Annotated in this window: 12 protein-coding genes, 2 tRNA genes, 1 rRNA gene and 1 riboswitch; of the genes, 2 read left to right on the top strand and 13 right to left on the bottom strand. The window is 43.5% G+C overall.

Annotated features, from left to right (window positions below):
- The 9 genes from BMW61_RS19755 to tsaE form a co-directional block, all read right to left on the bottom strand.
- Positions 1-287 (bottom strand): 16S ribosomal RNA (locus BMW61_RS19755); the annotation flags it as partial.
- Positions 288-479: 192 nt separating this feature from the next.
- Positions 480-568 (bottom strand) — tRNA-Ser (locus tag BMW61_RS19750).
- A 38-nt stretch (positions 569-606) separates the two neighbouring features.
- Positions 607-692: transfer RNA gene (locus BMW61_RS19745), tRNA-Ser, on the bottom strand.
- A 169-nt stretch (positions 693-861) separates the two neighbouring features.
- Positions 862-1,578, bottom strand: coding sequence for a 2-C-methyl-D-erythritol 4-phosphate cytidylyltransferase (gene ispD, locus BMW61_RS19740; RefSeq protein WP_091825520.1), 717 nt, complete (start codon positions 1,576-1,578; stop codon positions 862-864).
- A 33-nt stretch (positions 1,579-1,611) separates the two neighbouring features.
- Positions 1,612-2,697 (bottom strand): tRNA (adenosine(37)-N6)-threonylcarbamoyltransferase complex transferase subunit TsaD, encoded by a 1,086-nt coding sequence (gene tsaD / locus BMW61_RS19735; protein WP_091825522.1) that lies wholly within the window; start codon positions 2,695-2,697, stop codon positions 1,612-1,614.
- A 63-nt stretch (positions 2,698-2,760) separates the two neighbouring features.
- Complete coding sequence (locus BMW61_RS19730; RefSeq protein ID WP_022763168.1) at positions 2,761-3,351, bottom strand: DUF6715 family protein; 591 nt, start codon at positions 3,349-3,351, stop codon at positions 2,761-2,763.
- Positions 3,352-3,378: 27 nt separating this feature from the next.
- Positions 3,379-4,308, bottom strand: a complete 930-nt coding sequence (locus tag BMW61_RS19725) for a ribonuclease Z (protein WP_026498258.1) — start codon at positions 4,306-4,308, stop codon at positions 3,379-3,381.
- Entirely contained in the window at positions 4,301-5,536 is a 1,236-nt protein-coding gene (tsaB, locus tag BMW61_RS22180; protein WP_242876844.1) for a tRNA (adenosine(37)-N6)-threonylcarbamoyltransferase complex dimerization subunit type 1 TsaB, read from the bottom strand. The genes BMW61_RS19725 and tsaB overlap by 8 nt, the downstream gene beginning before the upstream one ends.
- 12 nt (positions 5,537-5,548) lie before the next feature.
- On the bottom strand, positions 5,549-5,989 hold the full coding sequence (gene tsaE, locus BMW61_RS19715) for a tRNA (adenosine(37)-N6)-threonylcarbamoyltransferase complex ATPase subunit type 1 TsaE (protein ID WP_022763165.1): 441 nt from the start codon (positions 5,987-5,989) through the stop codon (positions 5,549-5,551).
- Between the two features lie 95 nt (positions 5,990-6,084).
- Positions 6,085-6,214, top strand: a riboswitch (FMN riboswitch).
- Between the two features lie 76 nt (positions 6,215-6,290).
- Between tsaE and BMW61_RS19710 the strand changes: the two genes are divergently transcribed.
- Positions 6,291-7,058 carry an ECF transporter S component gene (locus BMW61_RS19710; protein ID WP_091825517.1) on the top strand — a complete coding sequence of 256 codons (768 nt, stop codon included), beginning with the start codon at positions 6,291-6,293 and terminating at the stop codon, positions 7,056-7,058.
- Between the two features lie 137 nt (positions 7,059-7,195).
- Positions 7,196-8,272 carry an HD-GYP domain-containing protein gene (locus tag BMW61_RS19705; protein ID WP_026498261.1) on the top strand — a complete coding sequence of 359 codons (1,077 nt, stop codon included), beginning with the start codon at positions 7,196-7,198 and terminating at the stop codon, positions 8,270-8,272.
- 54 nt (positions 8,273-8,326) lie between these two features.
- On the opposite strand, the gene BMW61_RS19700 is transcribed toward BMW61_RS19705, so the two are convergent.
- From BMW61_RS19700 to BMW61_RS19685, 4 genes are all read right to left on the bottom strand, one after another.
- Positions 8,327-9,619, bottom strand: a complete 1,293-nt coding sequence (locus BMW61_RS19700; RefSeq protein ID WP_026498262.1) for a UDP-N-acetylglucosamine 1-carboxyvinyltransferase — start codon at positions 9,617-9,619, stop codon at positions 8,327-8,329.
- A 111-nt stretch (positions 9,620-9,730) separates the two neighbouring features.
- Positions 9,731-11,308 (bottom strand): M23 family metallopeptidase, encoded by a 1,578-nt coding sequence (locus BMW61_RS19695; RefSeq protein WP_091825514.1) that lies wholly within the window; start codon positions 11,306-11,308, stop codon positions 9,731-9,733.
- 3 nt (positions 11,309-11,311) lie between these two features.
- Positions 11,312-11,887, bottom strand: coding sequence for a hypothetical protein (locus tag BMW61_RS19690; protein ID WP_022763160.1), 576 nt, complete (start codon positions 11,885-11,887; stop codon positions 11,312-11,314).
- Positions 11,888-12,222: 335 nt separating this feature from the next.
- Positions 12,223-12,858, bottom strand: coding sequence for a GTP pyrophosphokinase (locus tag BMW61_RS19685; RefSeq protein WP_022763159.1), 636 nt, complete (start codon positions 12,856-12,858; stop codon positions 12,223-12,225).

Genomic DNA, 12,858 nt, shown 5'->3' with positions numbered 1-12,858 from the left:
GTGGGCCGTTACCCCGCCAACTGGCTAATCTGACGCGGGCCCATCTCGTACCACCGGAGTTTTTCACACTGTATCATGCGATACCGTGCGCTTATGCGGTATTAACAGTCGTTTCCAACTGTTATCCCCCAGTACGAGGCAGGTTGCCCACGCGTTACTCACCCGTCCGCCACTAAGATTTAACAAGCTTTGACCGAAGTCTCTGCAGCGTCAAATCTCCGTTCGACTTGCATGTGTTAGGCACGCCGCCAGCGTTCATCCTGAGCCAGGATCGAACTCTCACGTTTAAATCTATTACTTGAACCCTTTTGGGTCTCAGCAATCAAGTTCTCTCTGGCCAGAACATTGCTTGGCTTTGTTCTGTCCGTTTTTTACCTAAGTTAGGTTGTTTTGTTCTCTGAATATTCTTTTTGGAATTTTCAGGGTTGCATTACTATTTTATTGTCAAAGTCCATCTCATCGATGTTGCTGATGAGGAACGCAGAAGGAGGGATTTGAACCCTCGCGCCGCTGTTAACGACCTGCACCCTTTCCAGGGGTGTCTCTTCAACCTCTTGAGTACTTCTGCAAAAGTGTTGACTTATATGTTCACTCTTCAATTTTGAACGGAGCGAGAGGGATTCGAACCCTCGTGGCGTTGCCGCCAAACGGTTTTCAAGACCGCCTCGTTATGACCGCTTCGATATCGCTCCATTTATTATTTATCTCGCTGTTTACAAGCCTTATCGCAACAGCGCGAAATTTATTATATCCATATGGGTAGGGGTTGTCAATACGAATTTGATTATTTTTTTATAAATTTTGATCTTTTTTCAAAAACCCAGAAAGCATGCGGCTTTGAGCACTCTCGGCACAGTGTTTTCAGCTCTGATTTTTCATTTCTATTATGGATTCTGCGAGAGCAATGTCTCCGGGAGTTGTAATTTTGATATTATCATACGACCCTTCAACAAGTTTGACCTTCCGGTTTCCAAGGGCCTCCATAACCATAGCATCATCGGTGATATTTATTCCCTTTTGAATGAGTTCCTCTTCGCGCCTTGCAAGTTCCTCATATAGTTCAAGGATTTCGGGATACAGAAAGACCTGAGGTGTCTGGATCATCCAGGTTTTGTCCCTGTCCACAGTAGTTTTTGCAAAGCCGTTCTCATCTGCAAGCTTAATCGTATCCTTTACAGGCATACCTACAACGCAGGCTCCGTACTCCTTTACTGCGTTCATCGCTCTTTCAAGGATGTCATCGTCGATAAAAGGTCTTGCCCCGTCATGAATAAAAACAGCCTCTGTATCTTCAGAGGCCGCTTCAAGTCCAAGTCTTACACTGTGGTATCTCGTGCTTCCGCCCGCTACCACGGCTCTTATCTTGGAAAATCCTGCCGGCTCGATTATCTCTTCCTTTATGTGCTCTATATCCGCTTCGGGGAGCACCAGGATAATATCGTCTATAAAGCTTTTTTCAAATGCTTCAAGAGCATACAAAAGCAAGGGTTTTCCCTTTATTTCCATGTACTGCTTTCTTACATCGCTTTTCATTCTGCTGCCGCTTCCCGCAGCAAGGACTATCGCTGTTATTTTCATAATATATTCCCACCGCATAAACTATTCTTCACTTCATGATCTTCCGTGATATCTTCTTTCCCTGTTTCCAAGCGGAAGATTGGGTACGGCATTGAGATCCATGCCGCTCCTTACACCTTTGAGGTACTCGTAGTAACCAGCCGAGCCTATCATAGCTGCATTATCGGTACACAGAGTCGGTGATGGCCTATAGAAAGAATACCCGCGCTTTTCACATTCTTCCTCAAGTCTCTTTCTGAGGGAAGTATTTGAAGCAACGCCTCCGGCAATTGCAATCTTTTTGCATCCATATTCTGCCGCAGCTTCCATGGTATGCTCCGTGAGGACGTCAACAACTGCCTTCTGAAAAGATGCGGCGACATCGTTTCTGTTGACCTCTTCTCCCTTCATCTCTGCCTGATTAAGGTAATTCAAAACTGCAGACTTAAGTCCGCTGAAGCTGAAATCATAGGATTTTTCTGTGGTCTTTGCCCTGGGGAATGCAATGGCATCTGGATTTCCTTCCCTCGCCGCAGCGTCAACCTTCGGGCCTCCGGGGTATCCGAGTCCTATCGCCCTGGCAACTTTATCAAAGGCTTCTCCAGCAGCATCATCCCTTGTCTGACCGATGATATCATACTCGCCATAATCCTTCACATAGACAAGATGCGAGTGACCTCCGGATGCCACAAGGCACATGAAAGGCGGCTCCAAGGTCTTATCTTCTATATAATTCGCGCAGATGTGTCCTTCTATATGATGTACTCCGACAAGCGGTTTTCCTGTCACAAAGCTGAGAGCCTTGGCTTCGGATACTCCCACAAGAAGTGCACCTACAAGCCCGGGGCCGTATGTCACCGCGATAACATCTATATCTTCCAGTGTAAGCTTTGCCTCACTTAAGGCAGCTTTAACACATCCGTTTATTTTCTCGACATGCTTCCTTGAGGCAATCTCAGGAACCACGCCGCCGTAAACGGTATGTAACGCAATCTGCGAAGATATAATATTGGACAGAACCTCTCTGCCGTTTCTCACAACAGCTGCTGCCGTTTCGTCGCAGCTGCTCTCTATGGCAAGAATAGTGATATCCTTGCCTGTTGACCCCGCAACCTTCTCATCTTCATTTTTAATTGACATAAAGATTACGCCGTCCTCTTCGGTACGGCGCATGATCTTTTCAGAATTCATATTATCCATAATTTACTGTTCCGTGTCCGTCGCTTCTGATACTGTCCAGCCCATGATTTTCCAAAGTCCGTTTGAATCCTTGCGCAGGACAAATAAATAATTGTATGGTGTTGTGTGTGTGCCGGTTCTAATGTGAAACTTGGCTACGACGTTGGCAATTTCTTCGCCGTTATCTCTCTTCTCCTGAAGGTCTGAAGTAAGGACCTCATATTTGGGAATAGAACAATCATCCTTCTTTTTCTGTTCTACTTCGCTCTTTAGCCCCGAAGGCCAGCTCTGCTGAGCCTGCAAAAATTCAGAGTCAAAGATTCCCGAAAGAACCGAGGCCATTTTCTCAAACTCCTCATCCGTATAGCTCTCTTTGTACAGAACCTTCATGGTGTGTGCATAGAGATCCACTACTGTCGGCGGAGTCTTCGGGTAGCTCTTGGATAAATCTATAGTAGTGATCTTTTGAACCTCGGTGAGTTCCAGTTCTTCAGTCGTGGTATTAGTTCCTTTTCTGTTTCTGGTCAATATCACAAAAACAGATACCACTATGAGAGCAGCAAGAACCATTATAACAATTGCTTTAATAATGCCGTTTTTAGTAGACTCGTCCATAGTGCCTCCTCATAAAAAAGCAAAAATCTATTCGTTGTCTTCTTCAAACCGTAGCGTAGTAGTTCTGCCATCCTTTGCCGCAACCGTTTTTGAAAAAATCTCCTTCGCCTTCGGAAGGTATTCCTTGGGGTTAACCAGTGATGGGCTGTAATGTGTAAGCCACATTTCCTTAACCTGCGCTTTTTTTGCAAGTTCAGCCGCTTCGTACATGGTCATATGCCTGTTTTCCTTGGCCTTTTGCAGCTTATCGGGCTCTCCGTACATGCCCTCGCATATGAAAAGATCGGAATTCATCGCTTTTTCCACTATGCCCGGTGTAGGTCTTGAATCCGTAACATAGGTCAGATGTATTCCTTTTCTCGCTTCTCCGAGCACCATATCAGGCGTAAAGGTCCGGCCATCCTCGGCCTGAATAATCTCACCCTTCTGGAGCGGATTCCAATATTTCTGCGGAATATCATTAGCCCTGGCAGCTTCGACATTAAATCGTCCGATCCGTTCAAGCTCCATGGAATATCCGTAGCAGGTGATATTGTGATTAACTTTAAAGGCTTTAATCTTAAATTCCGGCATCCCCGGAAGTGTCAGTTCATCATTTATATCGGTAATCTCGTGATATTCTATAGGAAAAGGGAGTTCCGGAGCGATTGTTCTTAAAGCCTTAACCACTCGCTCAAGTCCTTTGGGCCCTACCATGAGAAGGGGCTCTGTTCTCTCTGCATTTCCCATGGTCAGAAGCATCCCGGGAAGTCCCGATATGTGATCCGCATGATAATGAGTAAAGCAGATCATATCAATCGGCTTTGGGCTCCAGCCGCTTTTTTTCAAAGCTATCTGCGTGCCCTCGCCGCAATCTATCAATATACATTTTCCGTTATATCGCACCATAAGTGCAGTAAGGTATCTGTTGGGCAGCGGCATCATTCCGCCTGTTCCAAGTAGACATACATCAATCATTCGTATTATTTCTCTTCCAATAAATTATTGCATCATCCTTAGGGCTCTCGTAAAAGCCGGGCCTTGTTCCTTCATTAACAAATCCCAGTTTTTCATAGAGTCCTCTCGCCGCCTTGTTTTCGCCGCGTACTTCCAATGTAAAGCTCTCGCAGCCAATCGCTTTTCCGCGAAGGAGGAGCTTGGACAGCATTTCAAAAGCTATTCCCTTTCCTCTGCTGCTCTCGGAAACCGATACATTGGTTACTTCACCCTCGCCGGAAATGTTGCGAACTCCGCAAAGGCCAGCCACCTCTCCTGATACTTCAGCGACAAGGTAAACCGTATCATCGCGGGTAGCAGCTTCAAGAAGTTGTTTTTCGGTCCAGGCCTCCGCACCAAGGCAAGCCTTTTCGATTTCAGCAGCAGCTGTAATATCCTCAGCTTTTAGATCTCTTATATATATAGGGCTGGCTATCCCGGATTTTCTGCCGTTTTTTCCGGAATCGGCCTTGGTCTCTTTTTTTCCTGCTGCTTTCTCCGCAGCCTCACGCTCCGCCTGTGATGCTCTTAAATACTCGGGTGAAAAACTGTCGGCATCCACCGTCTTCCCTTCTCTTAAGTATATTGTAGCAAGCGCAGCCAAAGCGGACGCCCTCTGCCTGTTCATATGGGCAGGTGCAAGAATGTAATTTACCTTGAGCAGCTCCTCAAGTTTATCTCTGTATACCGGGATTCCGTCGCCGAGAAGTATAACTGTTTTTCCTATATTATTGAGCTCCTCGGCAATATCATTTACCGACATTGCTGACTGAGCCTTTATCGTCTTCATAGAGAAAAAGATTTCCCGATGTTTCTCGTTTTCTTTTTCCGGAACAAATGTATAAACTCCGGTATATACCTGGTTACGCCTTGCATCCATCATGGGGCAGATCACATATTCACTGCCATAAAACTGATACGCCATCGCATCCAGCGTAGGTACTGCAACCATTGGCTTATTCATCGCTAGGCACAGGCCTTTTGCGGTAGCACATCCGATTCGAAGTCCCGTAAAAGATCCTGGTCCTGCCGAAACCGCAACTGCATCTATCGTTTTAAGATCCAGTGATATTCTGTTTTTTATCTGTTCCATCATCGGGAGTAAAAGTTCGGAATGCGTGATTTTGTGCTGAATAGAAAACTCAGACAGCAGTCTGTCGTCCTCTGTAACGGCAACCGTGCACACAAGTCCCGATGTATCCAGTGCCAATATTTTCATCTCTTATCTGTTATCTATCGTATCCAGCGTTATGCGGCGATAGTCCGTTCCTTTCTTAAGGTCTTTCTCTATGCGGATTTCCATATATTTTTCCGGAAGTATTTCTTCTATAAGATTGGCCCATTCGATAAAGCATAGTCCCTGTCCGTAAAAGTAGTCCTCGTAGCCTATTTCATCCATCTCACTGACGTCACCGATTCTGTATACATCAAAATGGTAAAAGGGAATTCTTCCCTCGTCATACACCTGAAGGATTGTGAAAGTAGGACTGTTAACCGGTCCCTCTATTCCTAAACCGGCCGCAACTCCCTGTGTTAATACGGTTTTACCCACGCCAAGATCCCCGATCAGGGTATAAACTGATCCGGGTTCAGCGGTCTCTCCTATACGCTTTCCGAATGCGAAGGTCTCCTCCGCGGAATATGTTTCTAAAATTGTACTCATATAATCAGAATATTCCAGCGTCACAAAAAAAGCAAGTCACAGCAAAAAAAGGTATTGACGACAGTTTTAGCTGTTATATAATGATTCTTGATAAAAATAATCTTCGGGGCAGGGTGTAATTCCCTACCGGCGGTGACTGATTTTCAGAAGTCCGCGAACCGCTACGGCGGCCGATTTGGTGAAATTCCAAAACCGACAGTATAGTCTGGATGATAGAAGATGGCGTTTTTTATTTTCAAAACATCAAATCGCACATTATCTAGTCATTATCCTCCCCGATAAAATCAGGAGGAAAAACACCATGAACAACAACTTATTTACTTCCGTAATGGAAAACACGATGATTGTAACAGTCTTTATACTGCTGATTGTGGCTATGTTTGTCGCTGCCAGAATTGCAGAGACCTACGTTGCAAAGAAAAACGGGGACGTAAATCCGGGGATGACCACAAGAAAAATGGTTATAATCGGCATATTCTCAGCAATATCTGCTGTTCTTATGCTTTTTGAGATTCCGATGCCATTCGCACCGAGCTTTTACAAGCTTGATCTTTCAGATTTACCCGCAGTAATCGGCGGATTTGCATTTGGTCCCATGACCGGAGTTATGATTGAGTTTATTAAGATCCTTCTTAATCTTATTCTTAACGGAACTCAGACAGCTTTCATCGGAGAGCTTGCAAACTTTATCGTTGGTTGCAGCTATGTACTTCCCGCTTCCATCATTTATATTTTCAAGAAGAACCGTCAGATTGCCATGATCTCCTGCCTTACAGCAACCATGATCATCACTCTCGTCGGAAGCTCACTCAACGCATTCTATCTGCTTCCTGCTTTTGCAAAGCTTTACGGAATGCCATTGGATGCTCTTATCGGAATGGGGACAGCAATCAATCCCGCAATAAACAATATGTTTACCTTCATCCTTTTTGCTGTAGCTCCCATCAATCTCTTAAAGGGTTCCGTAATCAGTGGGATCACTCTTCTTGTATACAAGAAGCTCAGCCCTGTGATCAAAAACGCTTCTCTTACAGCATCCGAAAAGCGTGCTGCTGAATCGGAAATCTAAATAGAATATATTTTTATATATTGTTTATCATTTTTTTATAGCATGAAAATAGCGCCTTTATTGACTTTTAGCCGAGTGAACCATAAGATTAATTTGTATCTTTGTTCACTAAAAAATGTCAATGAGGCGCTTTCTTGATGAAACGGTTGATTACTAAAAAACTAGTTCCCGGCATGGTTTTGTCGGACAACGTATACGCACATGATAACAACCAGCTTGTATTGCCCAAGGGAACTGTTTTGGATAATCAGGCTATAACAAAGCTGTCCTTCTATTCTATTTTGAACGTTCTGGTGGAGGATCCTCCGGAAAACCTTATGCCGGCTAATGACCACAAGGAATCCTATGCCTCGAGGCTTCGTCAGACTGCAGAATTCAAGGAGTTCAAGAGAGATTTTGAGAACTGTGCGTCCAAATTTAAAGCCGGTATTGAAGTCCTCATAAACGATAAAGAGCACTTTGATGTGGACTCCATGATATCGCCCATATATGATCTCGTCCACAAGGGAAACAGTTCCTCTAATCTTTTTGATATGCTGCATAGCCTGCGATCTTATGATGATGCCACTTATGTTCACTGCATTAGTGTTGCTATGATATGCAATATCCTGGGGCAATGGCTTAAGATGAGCGATGACGATATTCTGATTCTCACTGAAGCAGGACTACTTCATGATATTGGTAAGCTCCTTATTCCCAACGAAATCATTACCAAGCCCGCAGATCTTACTACAGCTGAGTATACCGTAGTGCAAACGCATCCGGCCCAGGGTTATGTTATTTTAACTGACCTCAATCTTAGCGACCATGTAAAAAATGCAGCCCTCATGCACCACGAGCGCTGCGACGGAACCGGTTATCCCGCTCATCTCAAGGGTCCTCAGATTGATTTCTTTGCAAAATGTGTATCAATAGCTGATGTATATGATGCGATGACATCGGCCAGAGTTTACAGAGATCCTCTGTGTCCTTTCATCGCAATCGAAATGTTTGAATCTGAAGGTCTGCAGAAATATGATACAAATGCCATTATGACCTTCCTGCAGAATATAGTTAACACCTATCTTCTTAACAGGGTACGTTTAAATGACGGCCGTGAAGGCGAGATAATCTTTATAAACAGAGATCACCTATCAAGACCGACTATCAAAATTGATGAAGAATATCTTGATCTGACAATGCATCCCGAGCTATACATCGAAGAAATATTATAGTATCGATAAAAAACCACCATATGAACTCTCTCGAAAATTCATATGGTGGTCTTATTATGCAAATTTTAATTTGAACTTCTGAAGTTCTCTTTCAGTATCTACCTTCTGTATCTGAGCACCAAGCTCTCTTAACTTTTCATCAAAGTCTTCATAGCCACGCTCTATATATCTTATATCCTCAACAGTGGTAAATCCATCGGCGGTAAGTCCGGCAATTACAAGAGCTGCACCAGCTCGAAGATCAGGAGCCGCTACTTCTGCGCCCGTATACTGATCAACACCCTCTATGATGGCTGTACTGCCTTCTACCTTGATATTAGCTCCCATTCTGGTGAGCTCATCCACATATTTGAATCTGTTCTCAAAAAGCGACTCCGTAACAAGACTGATACCACTTGCAAGACCGAGCACCACGGTTATCTGTGGCTGCATGTCCGTGGGATATCCCGGATAAGGCAGAGTCTTAACATGAGCATTCTTCATACGCTTTGTTGCTACAACTCTTACAGCATCGTCAGATTCAAGCACCTGACATCCCATCTCAATAAGTTTTGCGCTGATAGACTCCAAGTGCTTGGGGATTACATTTTTAATGGTTATATCGCCTTTAGTTGCAGCCGCTGCCATCATAAATGTTCCCGCCTCTATCTGATCGGGAATAATGGTATATTCTGTGCCATGGAGCTTCTCCACACCTCTGACACGAATAATATCTGTACCTGCACCCTTGATATCGGCTCCCATACTGTTCAGGAAGTTGGCAAGGTCAACGACATGAGGTTCCTTGGCTGCATTCTCGATAATAGTCTTACCTTCAGCCATCGAAGCAGCCATCATAATATTGATGGTAGCTCCAACGCTGGCAATATCGAGATAAACGTGATTGGCAACAAGTCTGTCCGCATGGGCACTTATAAGTCCATGATCAATGGATACATTGGCACCAAGGGCATTGAATCCCTTGATATGCTGGTCGATAGGTCTGAGCCCGATATTGCATCCGCCAGGTATTACGACCTGTGCGTCCTTATACTTTCCCAAAAAGGCTCCGAGCATATAGTAGGATGCTCTGATCTTTTTAATAAACTCGTTTTCAATCTTGTATGTGTTGACGTTAGCAGCATTAATAGTCACTGAATGGCGGCCGGTTCTGTTAACCATGACACCGATGCTCTCCAGTGCCTGAAGCATTATGTTAGTATCCGCTTCGTCAGGCATATTATCAATATATACGGTCTCATCAGTCATAGAAGCGGCTGCCAGAATCGGAAGCGCTGCATTCTTGGCACCGCCGATTTCAACCTCTCCTACAAGTGGTGTACCACCTTTAATTACATATTTTTCCATAATCTTATTCATTCACGCCTTTGTGAATCACCAAGTTGATAAACTTCTCCCCATAATTTATTAACGGCTTATGTTATACCACAAAATAGCAAATTTGTAAAATCAGGTTCGTCAGTTCAAGTAATTAAGCGGGTTCACCTGCGCTCCGTTTATAAGAATTTCAAAGTGGAGATGTGCTCCGGTACTTACACCTGTATTACCACTAAGCGCAATCTTCTGACCCTGAGAAACACTCTGTCCGGGCTTAACAAGAATCTTGGACAAGTGTCCGTATCTGGTCTCTCTACCATCAGAATGGCTTATATAAATAACATATCCATAGCCTCTGCCCCATCCTGCTCTGGTTACAACGCCGGCATTAGAAGCCATTACCGCTGTTCCCACAGGAGTAGCCCAGTCTACACCCTTATGGAAGGTGCTGGCACCCTTGGTCGGAGCATTTCTTCTTCCGAATCCGGATGACTGTCTTCCACCCGAGATAGGTTTAATATATGTAGGAGGCACAATAGTTCCGCGCTCAACAATCTTGGGAACCGCCTCGTAGGTAACCTCTTCCTTCTGAATATCACGTCCCGTCTCGGAATTATTAACATAAGATATCTTTGCTACCACCTTGCGGTGACCTGCCGAAGGCTCCTGAACCACCTCAGTTCTTGTCGTATACCAGGAATCATTATCCCTGTAGATTACATCAGCTTCGTAGTCTTCCTCATAATATTGCTGTGTAGTATATACAACTGAAAGCTCCGGCTCGGGAACGGTTACTATAATCTCATCCCCGGCTCTGATAGTGGAATTCTCACTATCAATTGTCTCATTCATCGCAATAAGATCATCAAGAGACAGTCCAAAATCCTCAGCGATAGTTCCCAGCGTATCGCCGGTCTTTATCTCGTAAATCTGGTTTGTCTCCTGATCCTTTGTTACCTCATCTATAGCTGTGTTAATATCTTTTATCTCTGAGGACGGCAAATAACTCTCAACCACTTCAACCTTATCTCCGAAATCTATGGACATAAGGCCAAGCTGATAATCCTCAAAGCTCTTTTCTTCTATTAAAGGCTTAATCTTTCTGAACACATCGGAAATTGCAAGGTCTATACCTGCCTCCGGGAGTCTTGTCTCCTCTTCCTCTTTTTGTGCCTCCTCAACCGATACTATCTGTGAAGTAAGCACATTCACTTCTCTGGAAGGATCCGTAACAAGATCCACCTTATATTTTCCCTCGGTATCATATTTGCCAAGTGCCTTTGAAAGAAGCGTAAATACATCATCTTTGCTGGCCAGATTGACTGAATACTGATTTATTTTTACTGTATACGAACGCTCAAGAGTGGATAATCTGCTCTTATCAAGAACCTCCACCATTTTGTTTCTTACAGATTTCCTTGAATCCACCTTGCCAAGCAGCACTTCGCTTCCTTTCAGACTAAGCTCTGCGTCCGTCAGGATAAGTTCATCACTACCCGATGAGAGTTGTCTTCTCGCCTCACGAAGGCACTTTTCTGCTGCCTGCTTTGATCCAAGAGTTCCGACCTCAACTCCGTTAAGAAATACTGTGAAAATGTTATCACCTGTATTTTTGATAGGAGAAAAAATAGGTAATATCAAAATAATCCAGACAGCAATCGCAAGAATCTCGCCCTTAAGCATGCCTATACGTATTTTCTTGTGACCTGAAAACTTCATTCTTTAAACCAAACCTACAATTCTTAAGATTAATAATGCAAGATCAGCTATAACAGCCAATAATGTTACAACAACAAGAGGCATAAGCCCTCTATTCTTTGCTCTGTTAGCTCTTTGCATGGAATCAAGCTGTCTTACGAGCACTGTAAACTCACTTCTTATTGATTCCATCTGTTTCTTTAAATCTTCACGTATTTCATCAAGCTGCTTTTTCTGTTCATCTGCCACTGAAGCCTGAACATTCCTGTATATTCTGACGCCAACATCATGCGTTGCCTCATCACTCTTGTCAAATCTGTCAGCAAGACTTTCATTAAGCTCTTTTACGGCACTGCCAAGCTCTTTGGACATTCTATCCGCTTCAATTTTGCCGTTTTTCAAATCATCAAGAACATCTTCTATATTATTCAGTCTGTCTTCAAGTTTTTTAGCATTTTGACGAAGAACGGCTATCTCTTCTTCATACTGCTTATTCTGGCTCTCGATCTGCTCCCTGTGTGCAGCTTCAGCAGCTGTATTGGCTTTAATCATTTCCTGTGCACTGATCTTCCCATCAACTCTTCCCATCATGTTGTCCATGGCTCCTCCCAAATTTGAACAAACTCTTTTAAAATGTCCTCCGACTAAGCGGCTAAATAATAGGTTACATCATTTATGCATTTCGCACAATAATAGTTTTATTATGTCCGATCTTTTGTAGATATTCACCCCAAGTTTAAACTTTATTAATATTTTGTTCATAAATCATTGTTATAATTATACAGAACCAAGGGAACAAGGTTCATTACGAAGCTCTGATAGTAGCTCCGATAGATAGATAAATTTTTTCATAATAGCCCGGGTGCCGAGAGGTGCCTGGGCACTCCTCATTAATGGGCTTATTATTATTTTCCTGATCATGCAGGCATGACCGATCACTTCGGGGGAGTAATAGCCTGAATCTCCTCGTTGAGTGACAGCATCCTGTCATCCAGCTCCGCCACCATTCTGGCACATTCAAAAAGCTGCGCTTTAATATTGGCCGGTGCCTTAGTTTCGAACTTGTATTGTATCTTATGCTCAAGACTTGCCCAAAAGTCCATAGCAACAGTTCTTATCTGAACCTCTACCTTAACCTCAGCAGTATGATCCGAAAGATACACAGGAACTGCTACAATCATGTGATAACTACGATATCCGCTGGTTTTAGGATTCATTATATAATCTTTTATCGTAAGAACCTTGATATCTTTCTGATTACTGATCATATCAGCAATTCTGTAAATATCAGAAGTAAATGAGCAGATAATCCTGATTCCGGCTATATCGTTAATATATTTCATCATATTTTCCAGAGTTGACTCGTAGCCGTGACGCTTCAATTTCTTCACTATACTTTCCGGCGTCTTTATTCTGGATTTAATATGCTCTATAGGATTATATCTGTGAACTTCCTGAAACTCATCATTTAATATCTCAATTTTGGTATTTATCTGCTTAAGTGCAGAGTTATACAGAAGGCTGACTTCCTCCCAGCTTTTTATATCTCCGTCAGATAATCTGGATCCCAT

It is taken from the genome of Butyrivibrio sp. ob235 (genome assembly GCF_900109475.1).
GTDB lineage: Bacteria > Bacillota > Clostridia > Lachnospirales > Lachnospiraceae > Butyrivibrio.
The sequence above is the reverse complement of the archived record's forward strand: the minus strand, read 5'-3'. Positions and strand labels throughout refer to the sequence as shown.

Bases quoted from the DNA above. Each gene is read 5' to 3' on its own strand.
- BMW61_RS19695 (WP_091825514.1), bottom strand. From the start codon at position 11,308: ATGAAGTTTTCAGGTCACAAGAAAATACGTATAGGCATGCTTAAGGGC.
- BMW61_RS19725 (WP_026498258.1), bottom strand. From the start codon at position 4,308: ATGATTGATGTATGTCTACTTGGAACAGGCGGAATGATGCCGCTGCCC.
- BMW61_RS19730 (WP_022763168.1), bottom strand. From the start codon at position 3,351: ATGGACGAGTCTACTAAAAACGGCATTATTAAAGCAATTGTTATAATG.
- BMW61_RS19700 (WP_026498262.1), bottom strand. From the start codon at position 9,619: ATGGAAAAATATGTAATTAAAGGTGGTACACCACTTGTAGGAGAGGTT.
- BMW61_RS19690 (WP_022763160.1), bottom strand. From the start codon at position 11,887: ATGGACAACATGATGGGAAGAGTTGATGGGAAGATCAGTGCACAGGAA.
- BMW61_RS19685 (WP_022763159.1), bottom strand. From the start codon at position 12,858: ATGGGATCCAGATTATCTGACGGAGATATAAAAAGCTGGGAGGAAGTC.
- tsaE (WP_022763165.1), bottom strand. From the start codon at position 5,989: ATGAGTACAATTTTAGAAACATATTCCGCGGAGGAGACCTTCGCATTC.
- ispD (WP_091825520.1), bottom strand. From the start codon at position 1,578: ATGAAAATAACAGCGATAGTCCTTGCTGCGGGAAGCGGCAGCAGAATG.
- BMW61_RS19710 (WP_091825517.1), top strand. From the start codon at position 6,291: ATGAACAACAACTTATTTACTTCCGTAATGGAAAACACGATGATTGTA.
- BMW61_RS19705 (WP_026498261.1), top strand. From the start codon at position 7,196: ATGAAACGGTTGATTACTAAAAAACTAGTTCCCGGCATGGTTTTGTCG.
- tsaD (WP_091825522.1), bottom strand. From the start codon at position 2,697: ATGTCAATTAAAAATGAAGATGAGAAGGTTGCGGGGTCAACAGGCAAG.